The organism is Streptomyces sp. NPDC054866 (genome assembly GCF_053610745.1).
Map to the genome: position 1 here is coordinate 1 of NZ_JBSGZA010000016.1, position 24,524 is coordinate 24,524.

The 24,524-nt window shown below is 70.4% G+C and carries 22 protein-coding genes; 18 read left to right on the forward strand and 4 right to left on the reverse strand.

The annotated features are described in order from the left end of the window. The 3 genes from ACWGI2_RS40925 to ahcY all read left to right on the forward strand — a co-directional run. Positions 1-2,424: dihydropteroate synthase (locus tag ACWGI2_RS40925; RefSeq protein WP_453701074.1), on the forward strand; the 2,424-nt coding region annotated here is incomplete at its 5' end. After that, a complete protein-coding gene (gene metF, locus ACWGI2_RS40930) occupies positions 2,424-3,296 on the forward strand; it encodes a methylenetetrahydrofolate reductase [NAD(P)H] (RefSeq protein ID WP_453701076.1) in 873 nt (290 codons plus the stop codon). The genes ACWGI2_RS40925 and metF, both read left to right, overlap by 1 nt. Further along, a complete protein-coding gene (gene ahcY, locus ACWGI2_RS40935) occupies positions 3,274-4,683 on the forward strand; it encodes an adenosylhomocysteinase (RefSeq protein ID WP_453701077.1) in 1,410 nt (469 codons plus the stop codon). The genes metF and ahcY overlap by 23 nt, the downstream gene beginning before the upstream one ends. Before the next feature lie 85 nt (positions 4,684-4,768). Here ahcY and ACWGI2_RS40940 read toward each other — a convergent pair whose 3' ends face one another. From ACWGI2_RS40940 to fabG, 3 genes are read right to left on the reverse strand one after another with little or no spacing between them, the layout of a single operon-like run. Continuing rightward, positions 4,769-5,626, reverse strand: a complete 858-nt coding sequence (locus tag ACWGI2_RS40940) for an oxidoreductase (RefSeq protein WP_453701079.1) — start codon at positions 5,624-5,626, stop codon at positions 4,769-4,771. Continuing rightward, complete coding sequence (locus ACWGI2_RS40945; protein WP_453701080.1) at positions 5,623-6,564, reverse strand: aromatase/cyclase; 942 nt, start codon at positions 6,562-6,564, stop codon at positions 5,623-5,625. The genes ACWGI2_RS40940 and ACWGI2_RS40945 overlap by 4 nt, the downstream gene beginning before the upstream one ends. Positions 6,565-6,594: 30 nt before the next feature. Next, on the reverse strand, positions 6,595-7,380 hold the full coding sequence (gene fabG / locus ACWGI2_RS40950) for a 3-oxoacyl-ACP reductase FabG (protein WP_160502146.1): 786 nt from the start codon (positions 7,378-7,380) through the stop codon (positions 6,595-6,597). Between the two features lie 217 nt (positions 7,381-7,597). Here fabG and ACWGI2_RS40955 point away from each other — a divergent pair, with 217 nt between their 5' ends. From ACWGI2_RS40955 to ACWGI2_RS41025, 15 genes are all read left to right on the forward strand, one after another. After that, positions 7,598-8,764, forward strand: coding sequence for a DegT/DnrJ/EryC1/StrS family aminotransferase (locus ACWGI2_RS40955; protein ID WP_453701082.1), 1,167 nt, complete (start codon positions 7,598-7,600; stop codon positions 8,762-8,764). 85 nt (positions 8,765-8,849) lie between these two features. Further along, entirely contained in the window at positions 8,850-10,121 is a 1,272-nt protein-coding gene (locus ACWGI2_RS40960) for a beta-ketoacyl-[acyl-carrier-protein] synthase family protein (protein ID WP_453401120.1), read from the forward strand. Then, positions 10,118-11,380, forward strand: a complete 1,263-nt coding sequence (locus tag ACWGI2_RS40965) for a ketosynthase chain-length factor (RefSeq protein ID WP_453701084.1) — start codon at positions 10,118-10,120, stop codon at positions 11,378-11,380. Before ACWGI2_RS40960 ends, ACWGI2_RS40965 begins: the two co-directional genes overlap by 4 nt. Before the next feature lie 121 nt (positions 11,381-11,501). Beyond that, positions 11,502-12,002, forward strand: coding sequence for a flavin reductase family protein (locus ACWGI2_RS40970; RefSeq protein WP_237329999.1), 501 nt, complete (start codon positions 11,502-11,504; stop codon positions 12,000-12,002). A 43-nt stretch (positions 12,003-12,045) separates the two neighbouring features. Then, positions 12,046-12,963 carry an MBL fold metallo-hydrolase gene (locus tag ACWGI2_RS40975; protein WP_453701086.1) on the forward strand — a complete coding sequence of 306 codons (918 nt, stop codon included), beginning with the start codon at positions 12,046-12,048 and terminating at the stop codon, positions 12,961-12,963. 288 nt (positions 12,964-13,251) lie between these two features. Then, entirely contained in the window at positions 13,252-14,520 is a 1,269-nt protein-coding gene (locus tag ACWGI2_RS40980) for a beta-ketoacyl-[acyl-carrier-protein] synthase family protein (protein WP_453701087.1), read from the forward strand. Beyond that, complete coding sequence (locus tag ACWGI2_RS40985) at positions 14,517-15,734, forward strand: ketosynthase chain-length factor (RefSeq protein ID WP_453701089.1); 1,218 nt, start codon at positions 14,517-14,519, stop codon at positions 15,732-15,734. Before ACWGI2_RS40980 ends, ACWGI2_RS40985 begins: the two co-directional genes overlap by 4 nt. Positions 15,735-15,841: 107 nt before the next feature. After that, positions 15,842-16,111, forward strand: coding sequence for an acyl carrier protein (locus tag ACWGI2_RS40990; RefSeq protein WP_160502152.1), 270 nt, complete (start codon positions 15,842-15,844; stop codon positions 16,109-16,111). Positions 16,112-16,191: 80 nt separating this feature from the next. Next, positions 16,192-16,566, forward strand: coding sequence for an acyl carrier protein (locus tag ACWGI2_RS40995; protein WP_453401125.1), 375 nt, complete (start codon positions 16,192-16,194; stop codon positions 16,564-16,566). Beyond that, on the forward strand, positions 16,563-17,438 hold the full coding sequence (locus ACWGI2_RS41000; RefSeq protein WP_453701091.1) for a 4'-phosphopantetheinyl transferase family protein: 876 nt from the start codon (positions 16,563-16,565) through the stop codon (positions 17,436-17,438). Before ACWGI2_RS40995 ends, ACWGI2_RS41000 begins: the two co-directional genes overlap by 4 nt. Continuing rightward, complete coding sequence (rfbB, locus tag ACWGI2_RS41005; RefSeq protein ID WP_453701093.1) at positions 17,435-18,463, forward strand: dTDP-glucose 4,6-dehydratase; 1,029 nt, start codon at positions 17,435-17,437, stop codon at positions 18,461-18,463. The genes ACWGI2_RS41000 and rfbB overlap by 4 nt, the downstream gene beginning before the upstream one ends. Next, positions 18,460-19,764 (forward strand): lipopolysaccharide biosynthesis protein RfbH, encoded by a 1,305-nt coding sequence (rfbH, locus tag ACWGI2_RS41010; protein WP_453701094.1) that lies wholly within the window; start codon positions 18,460-18,462, stop codon positions 19,762-19,764. Before rfbB ends, rfbH begins: the two co-directional genes overlap by 4 nt. Next, positions 19,761-21,167, forward strand: a complete 1,407-nt coding sequence (locus ACWGI2_RS41015) for an NDP-hexose 2,3-dehydratase family protein (protein WP_453701095.1) — start codon at positions 19,761-19,763, stop codon at positions 21,165-21,167. The genes rfbH and ACWGI2_RS41015 overlap by 4 nt, the downstream gene beginning before the upstream one ends. Next, on the forward strand, positions 21,164-22,129 hold the full coding sequence (locus ACWGI2_RS41020; RefSeq protein ID WP_453701097.1) for a Gfo/Idh/MocA family protein: 966 nt from the start codon (positions 21,164-21,166) through the stop codon (positions 22,127-22,129). Before ACWGI2_RS41015 ends, ACWGI2_RS41020 begins: the two co-directional genes overlap by 4 nt. A gap of 8 nt (positions 22,130-22,137) precedes the next feature. Next, positions 22,138-23,010 carry an alpha/beta hydrolase gene (locus ACWGI2_RS41025; protein WP_453701098.1) on the forward strand — a complete coding sequence of 291 codons (873 nt, stop codon included), beginning with the start codon at positions 22,138-22,140 and terminating at the stop codon, positions 23,008-23,010. Here the strand turns inward: ACWGI2_RS41025 and ACWGI2_RS41030 are convergent. After that, the gene (locus ACWGI2_RS41030) at positions 22,996-24,477 is read right to left on the reverse strand and encodes an MFS transporter (RefSeq protein WP_453701100.1); all 1,482 of its coding nucleotides are present in this window, start codon (positions 24,475-24,477) and stop codon (positions 22,996-22,998) included. The two genes, ACWGI2_RS41025 and ACWGI2_RS41030, sit on opposite strands and share 15 nt — an antisense overlap. Positions 24,478-24,524: the final 47 nt, after the last annotated feature.

Below are 24,524 nucleotides of genomic sequence, written 5' to 3' on the forward strand. Positions count from 1 at the left end.
GAGCGGACGAACGCCAATGGGTCGAAGAAGTTCCGTGAGGCGATGCTGGAGGGCCGCTGGGACGACTGTGTGGAGATGGCCCGGGACCAGATCCGTGAGGGCGCCCACATGCTCGACCTGTGCGTCGACTACGTGGGCCGCGACGGCGTCGCGGACATGGCCGAGCTGGCGGGCCGCTTCGCGACTGCCTCCACCCTGCCCATCGTCCTTGACTCCACCGAACTCCCCGTCATCCAGGCGGGGTTGGAGAAGCTGGGCGGCCGTGCGGTCATCAACTCGGTCAACTACGAGGACGGGGACGGCCCCGACTCCCGCTTCGCGAAGGTGACCGCGCTCGCCCGGGAGCACGGTGCGGCGCTCATCGCGCTGACCATCGACGAGGAGGGCCAGGCCCGCACCGTCGAGCACAAGGTCGCCATCGCCGAGCGCCTCATCGACGACCTGACCGGCACCTGGGGCATTCATGAGTCGGACATCCTCATCGACACCCTGACCTTCACCATCTGCACCGGCCAGGAAGAATCCCGCAAGGACGGCATCGCCACCATCGAGGCGATCCGCGAGCTCAAGAAGCGCCACCCCGACGTGCAGACCACCCTTGGCCTGTCCAACATCTCCTTCGGCCTCAACCCCGCCGCCCGCGTCGTGCTGAACTCCGTCTTCCTGGACGAGTGCGTCAAAGCGGGCCTGGACTCGGCCATCGTGCACGCCTCCAAGATCCTGCCCATCGCGCGCCTCGACGACGAGCAGGTCAAGGCCGCCCACGACCTGATCTACGACCGCCGCAGCGAAGGCTACGACCCCCTCCAGAAGCTCATGGAGCTCTTCGAGGGCGTCAACATGAAATCGATGAAGGAGGGCAAGGCCGAGGAACTCCTCGCCCTGCCGCTGGACGAGCGCCTCCAGCGCCGCATCATCGACGGCGAAAAGAAGGGCCTGGAGACCGACCTGGACGAGGCGCTGCAGTCCCGCCCGGCCCTGGACATTGTCAACGACACCCTCCTGGAGGGCATGAAGGTCGTCGGTGAGCTGTTCGGCTCCGGGCAGATGCAGCTGCCGTTCGTGCTGCAGTCCGCCGAGGTCATGAAGACCGCGGTCGCCCATCTGGAGCCGCACATGGAGAAGTCGGACTCCGAGGGCAAGGGCACCATCGTCCTGGCCACCGTGCGCGGGGACGTCCATGACATCGGCAAGAACCTCGTCGACATCATCTTGTCCAACAACGGCTACAACGTGGTCAACCTCGGCATCAAGCAGCCGGTCGCCGCGATCCTGGACGCCGCCGCCGAGCACCGCGCCGACGTGATCGGCATGTCCGGCCTCCTCGTGAAATCCACGGTGATCATGAAGGAGAACCTGGAAGAGCTCAACCAGCGCAAGATGGCCGCCGACTTCCCCGTCATCCTCGGCGGCGCCGCCCTCACCCGCGCCTACGTCGAGCAAGACCTCCACGAGATCTACGAAGGCGAAGTCCGCTACGCCCGCGACGCCTTCGAAGGCCTGCGCCTCATGGACGCCCTCATCGCCGTCAAACGCGGCGTCCCCGGCGCCACACTCCCCGAACTCAAGCAACGCCGCGTTCCGAAGCGGGAGGTGGTGCTGGAGGAGCCGCAGGAGATCGGACGCTCGGACGTCGCGACCGACAACCCCGTCCCCGAGCCGCCGTTCCGCGGCACCCGCGTCGTCAAGGGCATTCACCTCAAGGAGTACGCCTCCTGGCTCGACGAGAACGCCCTGTTCAAGGGCCAGTGGGGGCTCAAGGGCGACACCATCGAGAGCGAGGGCCGGCCGAGGCTGCGCATGTGGCTCGACCGGCTGCGCACGGAGAATCTGCTCGAAGCGGCCGTCGTCCACGGCTACTTCCCCTGCGTCTCCAAGGGCGACGACCTGATCCTCCTGGACGACGACGGGAACGAGCGGACCCGGTTCACCTTCCCGCGCCAGCGCCGCGGCCGGAACCTGTGCCTCGCGGACTTCTTCCGCCCCGAGGAGTCCGGCGAGACCGACGTCGTCGGCCTGCAAGTCGTCACCGTCGGCTCGAAGATCGGCGAGGCCGCCGCCGAGCTGTTCGCCGCCGACTCCTACCGCGACTACCTCGAACTGCACGGCCTGTCCGTGCAGTTGGCCGAAGCACTCGCCGAGTACTGGCACTCCCGCGTGCGCGCCGAGCTCGGCATCGACGGAAGTGACCCGTCCGCGATGGAGGGCATGTTCCGTACCGAGTACCAGGGGTGCCGGTACTCCCTGGGCTACCCGGCCTGCCCCGACCTGGAGGACCGCGCCAAGATCGCGGATCTGCTCCGCCCGGAGCGCATCGGCGTCGTCCTCTCCGAGGAGTTCCAGCTCCACCCCGAGCAGTCCACCGACGCGATCGTGCTCCACCACCCCGAGGCGAGCTACTTCAACGCCGGCGGAGGCCGCTGATGCCGACTTTCTCCTTCGAGTTCTTCCCGCCCAAGACCCCCAAGGGGGAGCGCACGCTGTGGGAGGCGATCCGCCGCGTCGAACCGCTCGCCCCGGACTTCGTGTCCGTCACCTATGGCGCCGGCGGATCCTCCCGGGACCGTACCGTCGAGCTGACGAAACGGGTCGCGGCCGAGACGACGATGAGCCCCGTAGCCCATCTGACCGCGGTCGGGCACTCGGTGGCGGAGCTGCGCCGCATTGTCGGCCAGTACGCCGACGCGGGTGTCCGGGACGTCCTCGTCGTGCGCGGCGACCCGCCCGGCGACCCGAACGGTCCGTGGATCCCGCACCCGGACGGCCTGACCCACGCCCACGAACTCGTGTCCCTCGTCCGGGAGTTGGGCGACTTCACGGTCGGTGTCGCGGCCTTTCCCGAACGTCATCCGCGTTCGCCGGACTGGGACTCGGACATCCGCCATTTCGTCGCCAAGTGCCGGGCGGGCGCCGACTACGCCATCACTCAGATGTTCTTCCGGGTGGAGGACTATCTGCGGCTGCGCGAGCGGGTGGCCGCCGCGGGCTGTGACACCCCGATCATTCCGGAGATCATGCCGGCCACCGATGTGCGTCAGATCAGCCGCTTCGCCGAACTCAGCGGCGCCGCGTTCCCCGAGGACCTGGCGCACCGCCTCGAAGCCGCGCGCGACAACCCGGCCGAAGGACACCGCATCGGCGTCGAGTACGCCACCGTCATGGCCGAGCGGCTGCTGGCCGAAGGGGCCCCCGGACTGCACTACATCACGCTCAACCGCTCGACGGCAGCGCTTGAGATACACCGCAACGTACTGAACTCAAGGAGTGGACCGTATGTCCTCGCAGATCACCGCTGACTTCACGGACTTCAAGGTCGCCGACCTGTCGCTCGCCGAGTTCGGCCGCAAGGAGATCACCCTCGCCGAGCACGAGATGCCCGGCCTGATGTCGATCCGCAAGGAGTACGCCGCCTCCCAGCCGCTGGCCGGCGCGCGGATCACGGGCTCGCTGCACATGACCGTGCAGACCGCCGTCCTCATCGAGACCCTGGTCGCCCTGGGCGCCGAGGTCCGCTGGGTCTCCTGCAACATCTTCTCCACCCAGGACCACGCGGCCGCGGCCGTCGCCGCCGCCGGCATCCCGGTCTTCGCCTGGAAGGGCGAGACCCTGGAGGAGTACTGGTGGTGCACGGAGCAGGCCCTGACCTGGCCCGGGCAGGTCGGCCCGAACATGATCCTGGATGACGGCGGCGACGCCACCATGCTCGTCCACAACGGCGTCGACTACCAGAAGACGGGGGAGCTGCCCGCCGCGGACAACGAGGAACTCGCGGTGGTGCGGGCCCTGTTGGAGAACAGCACCCTCGACTGGGCCCAGCTGGCTTCTGAGATCCGTGGTGTGACGGAGGAGACCACGACGGGTGTCCACCGTCTGTACGAGATGCACCGTGACGGCACGCTGCTGTTCCCGGCGATCAATGTGAACGACGCGGTGACGAAGTCGAAGTTCGACAACAAGTACGGCTGCCGTCACTCGCTGATCGACGGGATCAACCGTGCCACGGATGTCCTGATCGGCGGCAAGACCGCGCTCGTGTGCGGTTACGGCGATGTGGGCAAGGGCTGTGCGGAGTCGCTGCGTGGTCAGGGTGCGCGGGTGATCATCACTGAGGTCGACCCGATCTGCGCGCTTCAGGCGGCGATGGACGGCTACCAGGTGGCGACGCTGGACGACGTCGTCGACCAGGTCGACATCTTCGTCACCACGACGGGCAACAAGGACATCATCATGGCCTCGGACATGGCAAAGATGAAGCACCAGGCGATCGTGGGGAACATCGGCCACTTCGACAACGAGATCGACATGGCCGGTCTGGCGAGGATCCCCGGGATCGTCAAGGACGAGGTCAAGCCGCAGGTCCACACCTGGACGTTCCCCGATGGCAAGGTCCTGATCGTGTTGTCCGAGGGCCGTCTGCTGAACCTGGGCAACGCGACCGGCCACCCGTCCTTCGTGATGTCCAACTCCTTCGCGGACCAGACGCTGGCCCAGATCGAGCTGTTCACCAAGCAGGAGGAGTACCCCACCGACGTCTACGTCCTCCCGAAGCACCTGGACGAGAAGGTCGCCCGCCTCCACCTGGACGCCCTCGGCGTCAAGCTCACCACGCTGCGCCCGGAGCAGGCCGCGTACATCGGCGTAGAGGTAGAGGGCCCGTACAAGCCCGAGCACTACCGCTACTGACCGGCCCGGCAACACCGAAGCCCCCGGCCCCCGGAATTCATCCAGAGGCCGGGGGCTCCTTCACGGGGAGAGCGGAACCGGAGGGTCAGGGCGCGGTCTGCGCGGGAAAGTCGGTGGTGCGGGTCAGGCTGTCCCAGGCACGCCACTCGACCAGCCGCCGGCGCAGCACCTGGGGTGCCAGGTCGGCCGCGCTGTTGCCCAACAGCAGCCGCAGCGGCGGCTCTTCGGCGTCGACAAGCTTCAGCAGCGCCTCACCCGCCCTGCGCGGGTCACCGGGCTGCAGATGCGCGTAGGCGCCGGAAAGACCGTGGCGGCGCTTGGCCAGCACCTCGTCGTACTCGGCCATGGGCGTGGCGCGCACCATGCTGCCCGCGCTCCACTCGGTGCGGAACTCGCCGGCCTCGACCAGCGTGACCCGGACACCGAACTGAGCGGCCTCCTGCGCCAGCGTCTCGCCGACCGCTTCGAGCGCCCACTTGCTCGCGCTGTACATGCCGAGATTCGGATAGGTGGTGACACCGGCGATGCTGGACATCTGCAGCAGATGGCCGGCGCCCTGCCGGCGCATGACCGGCAGCACGGCCTGGGTGACCCACAGCGCGCCGAACAGGTTCACGTCGAACTGGTCCCGGACCTGCTGCTCGGTGACCTCCTCGACGGCGCCGGAAAGCCCGTAGCCCGCGTTGTTGAGCACCACGTCGATGCGGCCGGTCCGTTCGACGGCCTCGGCCACCGAGGCGAACACCGCCGCGCGGTCCGTGACATCGAGGACCAGCGGGACGACCCGCTCGCCATGAGCCTCGACCAGACCGTCCAGCGCCTCGACACTGCGGGCCGTGGCCACGACGGTGTCGCCGGCGTCCAGCACGGCCTCGGCGATGGCCCGGCCGAGGCCGCGGGATGCGCCGGTGACGAACCAGACCCGCGGGGTGCGGGCGTTCACCGTGCCACCCGCTGCTCGGCGTGGTCCTTGGCGTGGCCCAGCGTGGCACGGCTGTTGGTGCTCAGCGCGGCGCGCACGTACTCCTTGGCGTCGGCGACGGTGGCGTCCTGGCCGAGGACCGCCGCGATGTTGGCGGTGTTGATGGTGACGGTGTGCTGCGAGGAGGCGGCCACTCCGGCCTCGTTCTCCGCGAAGGTCCAGTAACCCGTGTGCAGCGTCATCAGCGCCGGCAGCGTGGTCTGCTTGTAGGCGATTCTGTGGTGCGGGAACGTGACCCGGTACGACTTCGTGGTGTGGACCGACCCGTCCTTGGCGCGGGTGTCCATCTCCAGCTCCTGCAGCCCCGGGGTGTCCTCCTGAAGGCGGACGGTGGCCACGTGGGGCAGCCGCTCGGACCAGAGCCCGGCCTGGTCGATGAAGTCGAAGACGTCCTTCGCCGATCCGGCGATCTGGACGGTGTCCTCGAAGGAGAACGTCAAGTCCTCCGAGGCATAGGCGAGTTCGACGTTCTGCTTGAGGGCCGCCAGCTCGGAGCGCGAGTTGCGGTCGACGGCCCGGTCGATCCATTCGAGGCTCTCGGGATCGTCGTCGACGGCGCGGTAGTCGTGCAGCAGCCGGATCCGGGACGAGTCGGCGGAGACCGGTTCGATGACCCAGGCGCCGCCCATCGACGCGACCGGGGGAGCGGACACCTCCTGCCGGAACGTGATCCGCAGCGCCTCGGGGTCCAGCGTGCGGCGCGACGTCCAGGCCTTGGCCTCACCGTTGGCGGTGGCCCAGATCCGGATCAGCTCCTCGTGCGGCCCCTGGGGGGCATGGTCGACGTAGATGGTGGGAGGGAAGATCCGCGGCCAGTTCCGCACCTCGGCGATCAGGCTGTACACGGCGGCGGCAGGCGCCTGGACCGTGATCTCGTGCTCCACCTCACGGGTCGTCATGATGGGTGTTCCTCCGACGAGTCGATGGGATCAGAAGTTTCCGAGACCGCCGCAGACGTTCAGGGCCTGCGAGGTGAGAGAGGCAGCGGTGTCGGAGGCCAGATAGCCGACCAGGCCCGCGACCTCGTCCGGGGTGGAGTAACGGCCGAGGGGAATCTTGGCCTGGAACTTCTCCAGAATCGCCGCCTCCGTGGTGTCGTAGGCGGCCGCGTAGCCCGCCCGCACCCGCTGGGCCATGGGGGTCTCCACATAGCCCGGGCACACGGCGTTGACGGTGATGCCGGTCGGGGCGAGCTCGTTGCCCAGCGCCTTGGTGAAGCCGACGACGCCGTGCTTGGACGCGGAGTACGGGGCACCCAGGACGACGCCCTGCTTGCCCGCCGTGGACGCGATGTTGATGATCCGGCCCCACGACTTGTGCCGCAGCCCACCGGTGGTGAGCGCCTCGCGCGTGACCCGGAAGACGCTGTTGAGATTGGTGTCGATGACGTCGTTCCACAGCTCGTCGTCGATGTCCGCGGTCACCCCGCCCCCGGAGCGGCCGGCATTGTTGACGACCACGTCGACACCGCCGAAGCGGTCCACGGCACCCTGGATCCACGCCCGTACCTGCTCCGCGGAACGCACGTCGAGAACCGAGCCGTCCACGTCCAGGCCCTCGGCCTGCAACTCCTTGACGGTCGCGGCGACCTCGTCGGCGCTGCGCGCGCCGATGAACACCCGGTGATCCTGAGCGGCCAGAAGACGGGCCACCGCCAGACCGATCCCGCTGGTGGCGCCGGAGACCACAGCAACCCGCTTGCCCTGATCCGTCATGACATCAATCTCCTCGACCTCGGCACGTGACGTACGTAGAGGGAGGCTCGGGGCCGGCCCTGGAAAGGCACTCGAAGCCGCCTCGGGACGGACCCCCGGCGCCGCAGCGCACCGCGGGCCGATGGTGCTGTTCCGGCCGGAACACCACCAGCCTTCGACCCCGGGTCGAGCGGGTCTTCCCACGCTCAGGGGGGTCATCACGACGTGAGAGGCGGCTATGATCAATCTCTTCCAGCCCCAGGTAGGGGATGAAGAACTCGACGCGGTTGCCGGGGTGTTCCAGGACCGGTGGCTCGGTCACGGGCCCCGTACGAAGGCCTTCGAAGCGGCGTTCGCGGCGCACCTCGACGTTGCGCCCGAGCACGTCGTCTTCATCAACTCCGGTACCGCAGGCCTGTTCCTCGCCATGGAGTCGCTCGACCTGAAGCCCGGCGACGAGGTCGTGCTGCCCTCGCTGAGCTTCCTCGCCGCCGCGAACGCGGTGGTCAGCACCGGGGCGCGTCCGGTGTTCTGCGACGCCGACCGGCGCACCCTCAACCCCACCCTCGAGGACATCGAGCACGTCCTGACGGAGCGCACCAAGGCCGTCGTCGTGCTGCACTACGGCGGCTACCCGGGTGACATCGTCCGGATCGCCGCACGCTGCCGTGAACTGGGCATCACGCTCGTCGAGGACGCCGCCTGCTCCGTCGCGTCCCGCGTGGACGGACAGGCTCTCGGCACCTTCGGTGACCTCGCCATGTGGAGCTTCGACGCGATGAAGGTCATGGTGACCGGTGACGGAGGCATGATCTACGTCAAGGACGCGGAACAGGCCGCCCGCGTACGGCGCCTGGCCTACCACGGGCTCGCCCAGGCCAGCGGCTTCGGCTACGCGAAGGTCTCCGCACGCTGGTGGGAGCTGGACATCCCGGAACCGGGCCGGCGCGTCATCGGCAACGACCTGACCGCGGCCATCGGCTCCGTGCAACTGCGCAGGCTCCCCGAACTGGTGGGCAGGCGCAAGGAGATCGTAGCCCTGTACGAGCGTGAACTCGCCGATCTGCCGGGCCTGTTGACCCCACCTGCGCTGCCCGACGGCCACGAGTCCACGCACTACTTCTACTGGGTCCAGATGGATCCGCGGATCCGGGACGAGGTCGCCGGCGACCTGTACAGCGCGGACATCTACACCACCTTCCGCTACGCCCCGCTCCACAAGGTCCCGGCCTACGGTGCGGCCGGCGTCGAACTGCCCGCGTCCGACTGGGCCGCCGACCGCACCCTGTGCCTGCCCCTGCACCCGGGCCTGAGCGACGCCGATGTGCGCACCGTGGTCTCCGTGCTGCGCGCGGCCGTGGCCGTCAGGACGGCGGCCCTCACTCCCGAGGCGTCGGCCGCATGACACTCCGTCCCGCGCACGTGGCACCACCGCGCCGGCACGGCGCCCCAGGCACCGCAGGAGGACTGAACCCGATGAAGGACACCCCATGACCCGTCGCGTCGTCATCACCGGAATAGGCGTGGTCGCGCCCGGAGGAGTGGGTATCAAGGAGTACTGGTCCCTGCTCACCTCCGGTACCACCGCGACCCGCGGCATCAGCCTCTTCGACGCCTCCCAGTTCCGCTCCCGCATCGCGGCGGAGGCCGACTTCGACCCGCTCCGGCACGGCTTCAGCCCACAGGAGGCGGCCCGTCTCGACCGCGCCGCCCAGTTCGCCGTCACCACCGCCGCCGAGGCGATGGGCGACAGCGGACTGAGCATGGCGGAACTGGAGCCGACGCGCACCGGCGTCACCCTCGGCAGCGCCGTCGGCTGCACCATGGGGCTCGACACCGAGTACGACGTCGTCAGCCGCTCGGGCAGCGGCTGGAACGTCGACCACACCCTGGCCGTACCGCACCTCTTCGACTACTTCGTGCCCAGCTCCATGGCAGCGGAGGTCGCCCGGCGCCAAGGCGCGCAAGGTCCCGTCTCCATGGTCTCCACCGGGTGCACCTCCGGCCTCGACGCCGTCGGCCACGCCGTGGAGCTCATCCGCGAAGGCAGCGCCGACGTGATGATCGCGGGCGCCACCGAAGCGCCCATCTCGCCCATCACCGTCGCCTGCTTCGACGCCATCAAGGCCACGTCACCGCGTAACGACGAGCCCGAGTCGGCCTCCAGGCCCTTCGACGCCACCCGCAACGGATTCGTGCTCGGCGAGGGATCGGCCGTCCTCATCCTGGAGGACCTGGAGCACGCACGCCGCCGGGGCGCCCACGTCTACGCGGAGATATCCGGCTTCGCCAGCCGCTGCAACGCGTACCACATGACAGGTCTGCGCCCCGACGGTGTCGAGATGGCCGAGGCCATCAGGGTCGCCCTCGACGAGGCCAGGATCGACGCGACCGCCGTCGACTACATCAACGCACACGGCTCGGGGACCAAACAGAACGACCGGCACGAGACTGCCGCCTTCAAGCGCAGCCTCGGCGAGCACGCCCGCAACGTCCCCATCAGCTCGATCAAGTCGATGATCGGCCACTCGCTCGGGGCCATCGGCGCCCTGGAAGTGGCGGCCTGCGCCCTCGCGATCGAGTACAACACGGTGCCGCCCACCGCGAACCTGCACCAGCCCGACCCCGCCTGCGATCTGGACTACACGCCGCTCACCGCGCGCGAACAGCCCACCGACACCGTACTCAGCGTGGGCAGCGGGTTCGGCGGCTTCCAGAGCGCCATGATCCTCACCCGCCCACAGCTGGGAGCGGCAGCATGAGCACCGAGACCCTGGACAAGCCCTCCACCGGCACCGCGCCGGCGACCGCCTCGCCGGTCGTCACCGGCATCGGCGTCACCGCGCCGAACGGCCTGGGCACCGAGGCCTGGTGGGCAGCCGTGCTGCGCGGCGAGAGCGGCATCCGGCCGCTGACGCGCTTCGACGCCGAACCGTATCCGGCCCGACTCGCCGGAGAGGTACCGGATTTCGACGCCGCACAACATCTGCCGGGCCGGCTGCTGCCGCAGACCGACCCCATGACACGGCTCGCCCTGGTCGCCGCCGACGAGGCCCTCGCCAACGCCGGAGTGGACACCGACCAGCTCCCCGACTACGCCGCAGGCGTCGTCACCGCCAGCTCCGCGGGCGGCTTCGAGTTCGGCCAACGAGAACTCCAGGCGCTGTGGAGCCAGGGCGGCCAGTACGTCAGCGCCTACCAGTCCTTCGCCTGGTTCTATGCCGTCAACACCGGCCAGATCTCCATCAGGAACGGGCTGCGCGGGCCGAGCGGAGTGCTCGTCACCGACCAGGCAGGCGGACTCGATGCCGTCGCCCAGGCCAGACGGCAGCTGCGCAAGGGCGTGAAGCTCCTGGTCACCGGTGGTGTCGACTCCTCGATCTGCCCCTGGGGCTGGGCCGCGCACCTGGCCGGCGGGGAACTGAGCACCAGCGCGGACCCGGCCCGTGCCTACCTCCCGTTCTCCGCCGAAGCCGACGGCCACGTCGTCGGCGAGGGCGGCGCCCTGCTCGTCCTGGAGGACGCGGCGTGGGCCGCCGAACGCGGCGCCCGCGGCTACGGCTCGGTCGCCGGATACGCGGCCACCTTCGACGCGGCCCCCGGCAGCCCGGGCGGCGCACGACTGGGCGCCGCCGCCGAACTCGCCCTGCGGGACGCCGGGGTGAGCCCCGCGGACGTCGACGTCGTCTTCGCCGACGCCGCCGGGCGGCGCGGCGCGGACCGCGAGGAGGCCGAGGCGCTCACCGGCCTGTTCGGCGAGCGAGGCGTTCCCGTCACCGCGCCCAAGACCATGACGGGCCGCCTCGCCGCGGGCGCCGCGTCCCTCGACCTGGCCGCGGCCCTGCTGGCCCTGCGTGACCAGGTGATCCCACCCACCATCAACGTCCGGGACACGGCCTCGGACTGCCCGATCGACCTGGTGACCCGCACCCGCCCCGCACCGGGGCTGCGTACCGCCCTGGTCCTCGCCCGCGGCCGCGGCGGATTCAACTCGGCCATGGTGGTCCGTGCGTCGCCGTGAACCTCACCACGGAGCGGGGCCGAGACCCCTCGCATTCCCCGCGCGTGGCCGCGCGTCCGCGCCCGCCACGGATCGTGAACCAGGGGAGCCACATCGCAGTATTGAGAGCCAGGGAGGACCGTTGTCCGTCATCGACCCCTCGGAGTTCGCACGCGCCATGGCGCATGTCCCCACTCCGGTCACCGTGGTGACCACCTTGGACAGGACCGGGCGTCGCTGGGGATTCACGGCGAGCTCGTTCAGCTCGCTGTCCCTCGACCCGCCACTCGTCCTCGTCTGCCCCGCCAGAACGGCCTCCTGCCACGGCGCGTTCGTCGCGGCGGACCGGTTCCTGGTCAACGTCCTGTCCGTGGACCAGTCCGCCGTCGCCCGGCACTTCGCCCGCTCGGGCCACGACAAGTTCGCCGACGGCGACATGGAACCCTGCGAGTACGGCCTGCCCGGGCTGAGCACCGCCGCGGCCCGCGTCGCCTGCACCCTGCACGAGGTCCTGGACGGCGGTGACCACAGCATCCTGGTCGGCCGGGTCGACGCGGTGTTCATCGGCGGTTCCGAGCCGCTCGTCTACTACAACCGTGACTTCACCCGGCCCGAGAACCTCGCCCTCACCGCGGCCGGTTGACCGCGGTCGACGTGCCGGGAAGCCCTGCAGCCTGGAGACAGCAGTGATCCACGAGCCCCGCCTCGCCGCGCATCTGCACGAGGTCGCCGAGCATGTGTACGCGTACGTCCAGCCGGACGGCGGCTGGTGCCTGAACAACGCCGGCCTGATCACGGCCGGCGGCCGAGCGGCACTCATCGACACCGCCGCCACCCAGGACCGCGCGCTGGCCCTCAGGGACGCGGTCGCCAAGGTCTCGCCACGGGGCCCGCGTTACGTCGTCAACACCCATCCGCACGGTGACCACACCTTCGGCAACAGTGTCTTCGCCGACGACGCGGTGATCATCGCGCACGAGGGCACCAGGGCCGAGATGGAGCTCGCCGGTCTCCATCTGACCGGCCTGTGGCCCGACGTCCGCTGGGGCGACATCACGGTGGAACTCCCGAGCCTCACCTTCCGGGAACCCCTCACGCTCCATCTGGGCGATGTCCGCGCCGAACTCATGCACCTGGGGACAGCCCACACCACCAACGACACCGTCGTGTGGCTGCCCGAGCAGCGGGTCCTGTTCACCGGGGACGTCGTGATGTCCGGAGCCACCCCGTTCTGCCTCACCGGATCGGTCGCCGGTTCGCTCGCCGTGATCGGGAAGCTGCGCGCCCTCGCGCCGCGCACGGTCGTCGCCGGGCACGGCCCGGTCGGCGGGCCCGAGCTCCTGGACGCCACCGAGAACTACCTGCGCTACGTCCAACGCCTCGCCTCCGACGGCATCGCCGCGGGGCTCACCCCGCTACAGGCGGCGCACGAGGCGGACCTGGGCGAGTTCGCGGCGCTCCTCGACAGAGAACGCCTCGTGCCCAACCTGCACCGCGCCTACGCCGAAGCGGCCGGCGCGCTGCCGGGGCACCAACTGGACATCGGTGAACTCTTCTCCGAGATGATCACCTTCCACGGCGGGCTGCCGGTCTGCTGCGCCTGACACCCACCCCGTACGGCCCTCCCCGCGCTACCCGTGCCACCACCTGAGTCCCCCGGCCCGACAGGGCCGGGGGACCTTTCGTGTTCGAGCGGCACCGCACCGGCACGTATCAGCCGTCCTTGCACTTCTCTGTAGTTTCTCTCACCTGCCGTGATGCCTCGTGCGAAGGCCTGAAGAAACATCACCCGGACCTGACCGGCGGTGCCTTGAAGCACCTTCGCCGGGCGAACAAGCTCGTAGCCAACATCCGCCGCTCTGTCCTGAGCCGCCGTGTGAAAGAGGCCACCAGTGAACCGACGGGTAGTGATCACGGGCGTGGGCGTGCTCGCGCCGGGCGGCACCGGCATCGAAGGTTTCTGGGACCTGCTGAGCTCCGGCCGCACCGCGACCCGGGGCATCACCCTCTTCGATCCGAGCCCCTTCCGCTCCCGCGTGGCGGCCGAGATCGACTTCGACCCGGCGCGACACGGGCTGACCCCGCAGGAGATACGACGCATGGACCGCGCCGCCCAGTTCGCCGTGGTCAGCACCCGCGAGGCCCTCGCCGACAGCGGGCTCGAAGGCGCCGGACCCGCACCGCACCGCACCGGCGTCAGCATCGGCAGCGGAGTCGGCGCGGCGGGGGGACTCGACGCCGAGTACCGCGTGGTCAGCGACGACGGACGACTCGACCTCGTCGACGTCCGCTACGCCTCGGGGCACCTGTACCGGCACGCCGTACCGAGCTCGTTCGCGGCCGAGGTGGCCTGGACCGCCGGCGCCGAGGGACCCGCCACCGTCGTGTCCACCGGCTGCACATCGGGCCTCGACGCCGTCGCCCACGCGGCCGATCTGATCAGGGAAGGCTCGGCGGACGTGATGATCACCGGCGCGACGGACGCGCCGATCACGCCGATCACGCTGGCCTCCTTCGACGCGATCAAGGCCACGAGCACCCACAACGACGAGCCGCAGACCGCTTCCCGCCCCTTCGACGCCGACCGCGACGGTTTCGTGCTCGGTGAGGGGGCCGCGGTCTTCGTCCTGGAGGAGCTGACCGCGGCGCGCGCCAGAGGCGCCAGGATCTACGCCGAGATCGCCGGCTACGCCACGCGCAGCAACGGCTTCCACATGACCGGACTGCGCCCCGACGGACGGGAGCTGGCCGAGGCCATCACCGTCGCGCTCGACGAGGCACGGACCAACCCCGAGGACATCGACTACGTCAACGCCCACGGCTCGGGCACGAAACAGAACGACCGCCACGAGACCGCGGCGTTCAAACGCGGGCTCGGCGCACACGCCCACCGCACACCGGTGAGCTCCATCAAATCCATGGTGGGCCACTCGCTGGGCTCGGTCGGCTCCCTGGAGATCGCCGCGTCGGTCCTGTCGATGCGCCACCACGTGGTGCCGCCGACCGCGAACCTGCATACCGCCGACCCCCAGTGCGACCTCGACTACGTCCCCCTGACCGCGCGTGAGCACCGCACCGACACCGTGCTCACCGTCGCCAGCGGATTCGGCGGATTCCAGAGCGCGATGGTGCTGGCCCGGCCGGACAGGAGCGCGGCATGAAGATCCGGACCCTGGTCACCGGCATCGGCGTCGCCACCCCCCACGGGATGGGCGTGGCGGACTTCTGGGCCGCCACACGCGTCGGCAAGAACGCCATCGGCCGGCTCACCCGCTTCGACCCCTCGCCCTACCCGGCCCAACTCGCCGGTGAGATACCCGACTTCACCCCGCAGGACCATCTGCCCGGCCGGCTCGTCCGGCAGACCGACCGGTCGACCCAGCTCGCCCTGACGGCTGCCTCCCACGCCTTCGAGGACGCGGGCGTGGACCCCGGCACGCTTCCCGAGTACGACGTCGGCGTCGTCACCGCCGCGGGCTTCGGCGGCGTCGAGTTCGGACAGGACGAGCTCAGGAAACTGTGGTCCCAGGGCAACAGATACGTCAGCGCGTACCAGTCCTTCGCCTCGTTCCACGCCGCCAACAGCGGGCAGATATCGGTCCGCAACGAACTGCGCGGTCACGCCGGAGTGCTCGTCGGCGACCAGGCGGGCGGCCTCGACGCCCTCGCCCAGGCCCGCCGCCAGATCCGCCGTGGCGGCAAGCTGATGGTCAGCGGCGGCATCGACGCGTCCCTGTGCCCCTGGGGGTGGGTCACCCACCTGGCAGGCGGCCACGTCAGCGGCAGCGACCGCCCCGAGCGCGCCTACCTGCCCTTCGACCGCGCCGCCGACGGCCACGTCCCCGGAGAGGGCGGAGCGCTGCTGGTCCTGGAGGCCGAGCGGAACTCGATCGAGCGCGGCGCCGCCAACGTGTACTGCGAGATCGCGGGCCACGCCTCGACCTTCGACCCCCGGCCCGGCAGCGGGCGGGCACCCGGCCTGCGCCGTGCCATCGACCTCGCGCTCACCGACGCCGCCCTCCCCGCCTCGGAGATCGACGTCGTCTTCGCCGACGCCGCGGGCACCTTGCGACTCGACCGCGAGGAGGCCGACGCGCTGACCGCGGTGTTCGGCGTGTTCGCCGTCCCGGTGACCGCCCCGAAGACCACCATCGGCCGGCTCTGCGCCGGGGCCGCGCCCCTCGACGTGGTCTGCGCCGCCCTGACCATCCGGGAGGGCCTGATCCCTCCGACCGCCCACGTGGAGCCATCGCCCGAATACGACATCGACCTGGTCACCACACACCCGCGCACCGCCTCGGTGCGCACGGCGCTCGTCCTCGCCCGCGGGCACGGCGGATTCAACTCCGCGATGGTCCTGCGAGCCGTCGACTGAGCCATCGACCGGCGTCCGCCGCCGTCTTCCCCCGGCCGGCGGCGGACGCCCCCCACACGCCCCGTGTCCGCGTACCCCGGATGCGGCAGACCGATGAAGGGAACCACATGTCAGAGCAGGAATTCACCCTCCAAGACCTCACCCGCATCCTTCTGGACGGTGCGGGAGCCGACGAGAGCGTGGATCTCGACGGCAACATCCTGGACACCGACTTCGAGGTGCTGGGCTACGAATCCCTCGCCCTCCTCGAGACCGGCGGCCGCATCGAACGCGAATTCGGCATCGAGCTCGACGACGAGGTGTTCACGGACAACACCACCCCTCGCGCACTCGTCGCCGCGGTCAACGCCCAGCTGGCCCGCCTGGCCAGCGCCTAGCTCCTCCCGACGGCCGCCGCGCCCCCTGCGGCGCGCCGGCCGTCACCGCCCCTGGACCCTCCTCGATCTGGGAAGCCCTGATGACAGCCCAACGGACGCCGGACACCGACCGCCCGCGCACGCTCGTGACCGTCCCCGACCGCGCCGCCCTGGCCACGCTCGGACACGACGAGCGCCGCCGGGCCCTGGACACGTACGTACGCCAGGAGTTGGGGCGTCTGCTGGGCATCGACCCGCACCAGGTCGACACGCGGGCCAAGACCATGAACAGCCTCGGTGTCGGCTCCATCGCCGGCATGGAACTCCAGTACCGGATCGAGAGCGCACTGCACGTCCAGCTGAACCTGCAACGGGTGCTGCTCGCCAACAGCGCCGCTGAACTGATCGACTGCCTCACGCGCCAGCTCGGTCCGGATACGGTGAACTCTCCGTGTGGGTTCGGCGAGTCGGTATGAATCGGCGCGAACTGCCGGCCCGGACGGGACCGCCCGGGCCCGGCTTCTCCGGATTCACCGTGTCGCCGGACCGGGTCGACCTGTGGCTGGTCACCACCCCGGACGGCCCGGGCGCCGAACTGCTCGACGGTTCCGAGCTCGACGAGCACGAGCGCGAACGCGCCACCGCGTTCGTCCGGCCCCCCGACGCCCTCCTGTACACGACCGCCCACGTCGCCCTGCGCCGTCTGCTCAGCCGGTACACCGGCATCCCCGCCCGGGACATCCGCTTCCGGCGCGAACCGTGCCCGGGCTGCGGTGAGCCCCACGGCCGCCCCAGCCTGTCGGCCCTGCCCCCGGCCCTGCACTTCTCCCTGTCGCACAGCGGGGAGATGGCCCTGGTCGGGATCGCGGCCGTACCGCTGGGTGTCGACGTGGAACAGCTCCCCGGGGCGGAGACCGTCGAGGTGTGCTCACGCGCGCTGCACCACGACGAGCAGAAGGAACTCGCGGAGAGCCAGGAGGGCCCGGCACGCAGCGTCGTGTTCGGCCGCGTCTGGACCCGCAAGGAGGCCTATCTCAAAGGACTGGGAACCGGTTTGAGCCGTTCCCCGGGAGCCGACTACCTCGGCGCCGACACCGACCGCCACCCACCGGGCTGGTCCGTGATCGACATCCCCTGCGGACCGGGGCACGCCGCCGCGGCCGCGGTGTGGGGCCCCGCCCCCGCCACGATCGACGTCCGCCAGTTCCCCGAGGCATGGCTGCGCACGCCCGACAGCGGCCGACCCCGGCCGGACACACCGCCGAACCACCACGAGGAGATCTCCATGCAGGATCTGCTGTTGCCGCACGGGGCCCCGGCCCCGACAAGGCCCCGGGGGACGCGATGAGACTGCTGGTCACCGGCGGCGCCGGATTCATCGGCTCCCACTTCGTGCGCACCCTGCTCGACGGCGGTTACGCGGGCCACGCGCACACCGATGTCACCGTCCTCGACAAACTCACCTACGCCGGCAACCGCGACAGCCTCCCGGCGCACCACCCCCGGCTGAGCTTCGTCGTCGGCGACATCTGCGACCGTGCGCTGCTCGACGACGTGCTGCCCGGGCACGACGCCGTGGTCCACTTCGCCGCCGAGTCCCACGTCGACCGGTCGCTGGACTCCGCGGCCGAGTTCGTCCGTACGAACGTGGGCGGCACCCAGACGCTGCTCGACGCCTGCCTGGCCGCCGGCGTCGAGAGGTTCGTGCACGTCTCCACCGACGAGGTGTACGGCTCCATCGAGGAAGGCTCCTGGACCGAGGAGTGGCCGCTGCTGCCCAACTCCCCCTACGCGGCCTCGAAGGCGTCCTCCGACCTGATGGCCCGGGCCTACTGGCGCACCCACGGGCTCGACCTGTCGATCACCCGCTGCTCGAACAACTACGGCCCCTATCAGCACCCCGAGAAGCTCATCCCGCTGTTCACGACCAACCTCCTGGAGGGCGTGCCCGTTCCGCTGTACGGCGACGGGAGCAACATCCGCGAGTGGCTGCACGTGGACGACCACTGCCGGGCGATCGAACTGGTCCTGTCCCGCGGTCGCGCGGGCGAGATCTACAACGTCGGCGGCGGCGACGAGCGGACCAACGCGCACATCACCGAGCGCCTCATCGACCTGTGCGGCGCCGGCCGCTCCCTGATCCGCCGCGTCGCCGACCGCAAGGGCCACGACCGGCGCTACTCCCTCGACGAGACCAAGATCCGCGAGGAACTCGGCTACGCCCCGAGGATCCCCTTCGACCGAGGTCTCGCCGACACCGTCGACTGGTACCGGGCCAATCCGTCCTGGTGGAAGCCCATGAAGCACCCGAGCGACGACGGCCCCGGCCGCGCGGAGCAGCTCGCCAAGCGCTGGGAAGGAAGCACCTCATGAACGCCCACAAGGACCTCGTGCTCGACGCGACCTTGAAGTTCCACCTGGAGGCCCAGGACGACCGCCCCTTCGTCCCCGGCACCACCGAGATATGGCCCGCCGGCGCCGTTCTGGACGAACACGACAGGACGGCCCTGGTGGAGGCCGCCCTGGAGATGCGGATCGCCGCCGGCCCCAGCTCACGCAAGTTCGAGTCGCGGTTCGCCCGCAAGCTGGGGCACCGCAAGGCGCACCTGGTCAACTCCGGCTCGTCCGCGAACCTGTTGGCGATGACGGCGTTCACCTCGCACCTGCTGGAGGACCGCGCGCTGCGTCCGGGCGACGAGGTGATCACCGTCGCCGCCGGCTTCCCGACCACCGTCAACCCGATCATCCAGAACGGTCTCGTCCCGGTCTTCGTCGACGTCGAGCTGGGGACGTACAACACGACCGCCGACCGGGTCGCCCAGGCCATCGGCCCCCGCACCCGCGCCATCATCATCGCGCACGCCCTCGGCAACCCGTACGAGGTCGCCGAGATCGCCCAACTCGCCGAGGACAACGACCTGTTCCTCATCGAGGACAACTGCGACGCGGTCGGCTCGACGTACGACGGCCGGCCGACCGGGACCTTCGGTGACCTGACGACCGTCAGCTTCTACCCCGCCCACCATCTGACCATGGGCGAGGGCGGCTGCGTCCTGACCTCGAACCTCGCGCTCGCCCGGATCGTGGAGTCACTGCGCGACTGGGGCCGCGACTGCTGGTGCGAGCCCGGCGAGACCAACAAGTGCCTCAAGCGGTTCAAGTACCAGCTGGGCACCCTGCCGGAGGGCTACGACCACAAGTACATCTTCTCCCACGTCGGTTACAACATGAAGGCGACCGACATCCAGGCCGCCCTCGGCCTGACCCAGCTCGACAAGCTCGACGACTTCTGCGCCGCACGCCGGCACAACTGGCGCCGGCTGCGCGAGGGCCTCGAAGGCGTGCCGCACCTGATCCTGCCCCGCGCCACCGAGCGCAGCGACCCGAGCTGGTTCGGGTTCGCCCTGACCGTCGACCCCGACGCGCCCTTCTCACGGGCCGCGCTCGTCGACTTCCTGGAAAGCCGCAAGATCGGCACCCGGCGCCTGTTCGCCGGGAACCTGACCCGGCACCCCGCCTACATCGGCCGGCCGCACCGCGTGGTCGGCGGCCTCGCCAACAGCGACATCATCACCGAACAGACCTTCTGGATCGGCGTGTACCCGGCGCTGACCGACGAGATGCTCGACTACGTCGTCCAGTCGGTGAAGGAGTTCGTGGGGGCCCACGCATGACGACGCCCCTGGCTCCACAATCGCCGTACGGCACGACGGAACGGGCCCGGCCCGGGCCCCGCGGCGACGCGGGCACCGCACAGCGCATCGCCCGTTCGGCGGCCACCACCACCGGCTCGGGACTGCGCACCGGCGACGTCCCCGGATGGCTCGAAGCGCGCCGCAGGGCCCACGCCTTCCAGGTCGACCGGATCCCCTTCGCCGCCCTGGACAACTGGTGCTTCGAGGACGGCACCGGCAATCTCGTCCACCGCAGCGGCCGCTTCTTCAGTGTCGAGGGACTGCGGGTCAGCACGTCCCACGGCCCGTTCCGCGAGTGGTACCAGCCGATCATCAAGCAGCCGGAAGTCGGGATACTCGGCATCCTCGTCAAGGAGTTCGACGGGGTCCCGCACTTCCTGATGCAGGCGAAGATGGAGCCGGGGAACCGCAATCTCCTTCAGCTCTCTCCCACGGTGCAGGCCACCCGCAGCAACTACACCCAGGCGCACCGCGGTGCGCCGGTGCGCTACCTCGAGTACTTCACCGACCCCACCCGGGGCCGGATCCTCGCCGACGCGCTGCAGTCCGAGCACGGCTCGTGGTTCTACCGCAAGAGCAACCGCAACATGCTCGTCGAAGCCATCGGCGACGTACCCCTGCACGACGACTTCTGCTGGCTCACCCTCGGCCAGATCGGTGAACTCCTGCGACAGGACAACGTCGTCAACATGGACGCGCGTACGGTCCTGGCCTGCGCCCCCACCCCCGACACCGCGTCCACCGCCCTGCACACCGACACCGGGCTGCTCTCCTGGATCACCGCCGAGCGTGCCCGGCTCGACCTGCGGGCCACGCGCGTCCCGCTGGCCGGGATACCGGGATGGGTGCACCGGGACGACTCCATCGTCCACGAGAGCGGCCGCTACTTCAGCGTCGTGGCGGTCGGTGTCCGCGCCGGAAGCCGCGAAGTCGCCCACTGGACACAGCCGTTGTTCGAACCGCGGGGGCTCGGCGTCACCGCGTTCCTGACCCGGAAATTCGCGGGCGTCGCACACCTGCTCGTACACGCCCGGGTCGAAGCGGGCTTCGCCGACACCCTGGAGCTCGGCCCCACCGTGCAGTACACACCCGGCAATTACGCGCACCTGCCGGCCGAGGACCGGCCCCCCTTCCTCGACGACATCCTGACCGCCGACCCCTCCCGCATCCGGTACGAAGCCATCCACTCGGAAGAGGGAGGCCGCTTCCTCAACGCCGAGAGCCGCTACCTGTTCGTGGACGCCGTCGACGACCACGCGCCCGAGGGCTACCTGTGGGCGACCCCGGGCCAGCTCACCGCGCTCCTGCGGCACAACCACTACCTCAACGTCCAGGCCCGCACGCTGCTCTCCTGCCTGACCTCGAACGCGGCACGGCTGTGACGCGGCCCCTGCGCATCGGCGTCCTGGGCTGCGCCGACATCGCCCGGCGGCGCATGCTGCCGGCGATGGCGGCCGCCCCGGACGTACGGCCGGTCGCGGTCGCGAGCCGCAGCCCCGCCCTGGCCCGCGAGACCGCCGAACGCTTCGGCTGCCGCCCCGTCCACGGCTACTCCGCCCTCATCAGGCGCGACGACATCGACGCCGTCTACGCCCCGCTGCCCGCGGCCCTGCACGCCGAATGGGCCGAACGCGCCCTGCACGCAGGCAAACACGTCCTGGCCGAGAAGCCCCTCACCACCGACGCCGAAAGCACCAGGGCCCTTGCCCGGCTCGCCGACGACAAGGGCCTGGTGCTGATGGAGAACGTCATGTTCGTCCACCACTCGCAGCACCGGGCGGTCCGCGAACTGGTGGACAGCGGCGCGATCGGTGAACTGCGCTCGTTCCAGGCGGCGTTCGCCATCCCGCGGCTCGGCCCCGACAACATCCGGCTGCGCACCGAACTCGGCGGCGGGGCCCTGTGGGACACCGGCGTCTACCCGGTCAGGGCCGCCCTGCACTTCCTCGGCGAGGACCTCCGGGTCACCGGCGCCACCCTCACCTTCGACCCCGGCCACGGGGTGGACATCGCCGGCACGGCGTTGCTGCACACCTCGCGGGGCGTCACGGCGCAGCTCGCCTTCGGACTCGACCACGCCTACCGCTGCACGTACGAACTGTGGGGCAGCGAAGGGCGCATCACGGTCGACCGGGCCTTCACCCCACCGGCCGGTCAACCGCCCCAGGTGCGTCTGGAACGGTCCACCGGCACCGAGAACCTCACCCTGGCCGCCGACGACCAAGTGGCCCGCACCCTCTCGGCGTTCGCGCACGCCGTCCGTGCCAGGAGCGCAGTGAACCCCGCCTCACTGCACCAGGCGGCCCTGCTGGACTCCATACGCCACCAGGCCGTACGGATGTGAGGCGCACCGTGCACGACATCACGCTCACCGCCGGCGCGATCACCCTGTCCGGCATGCTCGCCGAGCCGCCGGGAGCCGGCCCGGCCGCGGTCGTGGTGGCCCTGCACGGCGCGGGCATGAGCGCCGGTTACTTCCACAGCCAGGCCAGGCCCGGACTCTCCCTGCTGGAGCTCGGCGCCGGACTCGGCTACACCGTCCTGGCGGTGGACCGCCCCGGGTACGGGGCGTCGGCCCGTGATCTGCCGCTCGGCCAGCACCTCGCCGATCAGGCCGCGACCCTGCGGGAGGCGCTCACGGACTTCGCACGGGAGCACGACACCGGGGCGGGCTTCTTCGTCGTGGCGCACTCCAACGGCGGCAAACTGGCGTTGGCCACCGCCGCCGACCCGCGGGGTCTGCCCCTGCTCGGCGTCGAGATCTCGGGACTCGGCAGCAGGCTCGCGGTCGATCCGCGGCACCTCCCCCATGAACTGGGGCGTGGCGCGTGGCGCCGCCACTGGGGCTCTCTGCGTCTGTACCCGCCCGGCGCCTTCCGGCTCGGACGGTCCCTGATCACTCCCGTGCCGGCGATCGAGGCCCGGGAGGCACTGTCGTGGCCGGAGCTGTACCCGCGCCTCGCCGGCCGGGTGCACGTGCCCACGCGCTTCACCTTCGCCGAGCAGGAGCAATGGTGGCGTCACGACGAGGACGCGATCCAGGCCCTGTTGAAGCCCCTGGCGGCGACCCGGGCGCGGGTCGAGCGGCAGCCCGACGCCGGCCACAACATCAGCCTCGGCTGGGCGGCCCGCACCTATCACCTGCGGGCCCTGGCGTTCCTGGAGGAATGCCGGGCGGCCGCCGAGACCCGCCCGTCGCTGCGGAGCAGCTCAGCGGGCGGGTGAACTGCTGGGCTCCGGCGCCGCGGCACGCGCATGGGACGCGGCGCTCCCGCGCAGGGACCCGGGTCCGGCGAGCGCCGCGAGAGCGGCGACACCGAGGGCGATCGCCGACATGACGAACGTCGTCGTGTACCCGGACTCGGCCGGGATCTTGGTGCCCGGCACTGTTTCGGAGGCCACGATCGACGCGGCGATCTGCGCTCCGAGGGAGCTGCCGATGGTCCGCATGATGGTGTTGATGCCGGTGGCCTCGCCGGTCTGGCGCGGGTCGACGGCGGCCACCACGAGGTTGGCGAGGGCGGCGTAGGCGAGGCCCACACCGATGCCGAGCACGCCGGAGCCGACGTACATCGCCCACTCCTGGTCGTGTCCGGCCGCGTAGATCGCGAAGCCCACCACGCCGATCAGACAGGAGAGCACCAGCGGCAGCTTGAAGCCGACCGCCGCACCGATCCGGCCGGACAACGGGCTGGCGACGAGCATGGTGACGGCCATCGGCACCATGAAGAGCCCGGCTTCGGTGACCGAGGAACCGAATCCGAAGCCCAGCTCGGGCGGTGTCTGGGCGAGCAGCGGCACCAGCGTGAACGCCCCGTACATGCCGAAACCGATGATGAGCGCGGCCAGATGGGAGGTCGCGACGGCGGGGCGGCGCAGCAGTTCGATGTCGATCAGCGGCTCGTGGACCCGGCGCTCCACGGCCACGAACACCGCGCCGAGCACCACGGCCGCCACGAACAGGCCGATGACAGCCGGCGAGCCCCAGCCCCAGGACGCGCCCTGGCTGATGGGAAGCAGCAGGGCGACGACGGCGCCGCTCAGCAGTACTCCGCCGGCCCAGTCGATGCGGCCGGGTGAGCGGTTGGCGGACTCCTTGACGAACACGACGACCGCGAGGATGCCGAGCACGATCACGGCGAGACCGAGCCAGAAGACCCAGTGCCAGCTCAGCGCGTCCACGATCGGGCCGGGGAGGACGAGGCCGATGCCGAAGCCGATGCCGAACGTGGAGCTGATCAGGCCGATGGCGACGGGCACCCGCTCGGAGGGGAACTGATCGCGGATGATGCCGAAGGCGAGCGGGAAGGCGGCGGAGCCGACGCCCTGCACGGCGCGGGCCGCGATCAGCAGTCCCAGGGAGTTCGACACGGCGCACAGCAGGGTGCCGGCGGCGAACACGCTGAGGCAGCCGATGAGGACACGGCGCTTGCCGAACATGTCACCGACCCGGCCGAGCAGGGCGGTGGCCACGGAAGCGGTGATCAGGAACGAACTGAGCACCCAGGAGACACCGGTAGTGCTGGCGCCGAACTCCCTTTGCAGGTCGGGGAGTACGGGTACGACCATCGTCTGCATCAGCGAGAACGACAGCACCGCCACCAGCAGCGCGGTGAAGGGGGCCGCGACGCCGGCAGGTACCGCCGGGGTGCCCGCCACCGGAGAGGCGTGGGAAGTCTTGGCATCGGTCATCGCTGGTTCCTCCGGAGTTCTGTCAGGACGGCCCTGTGTCCTGCGGC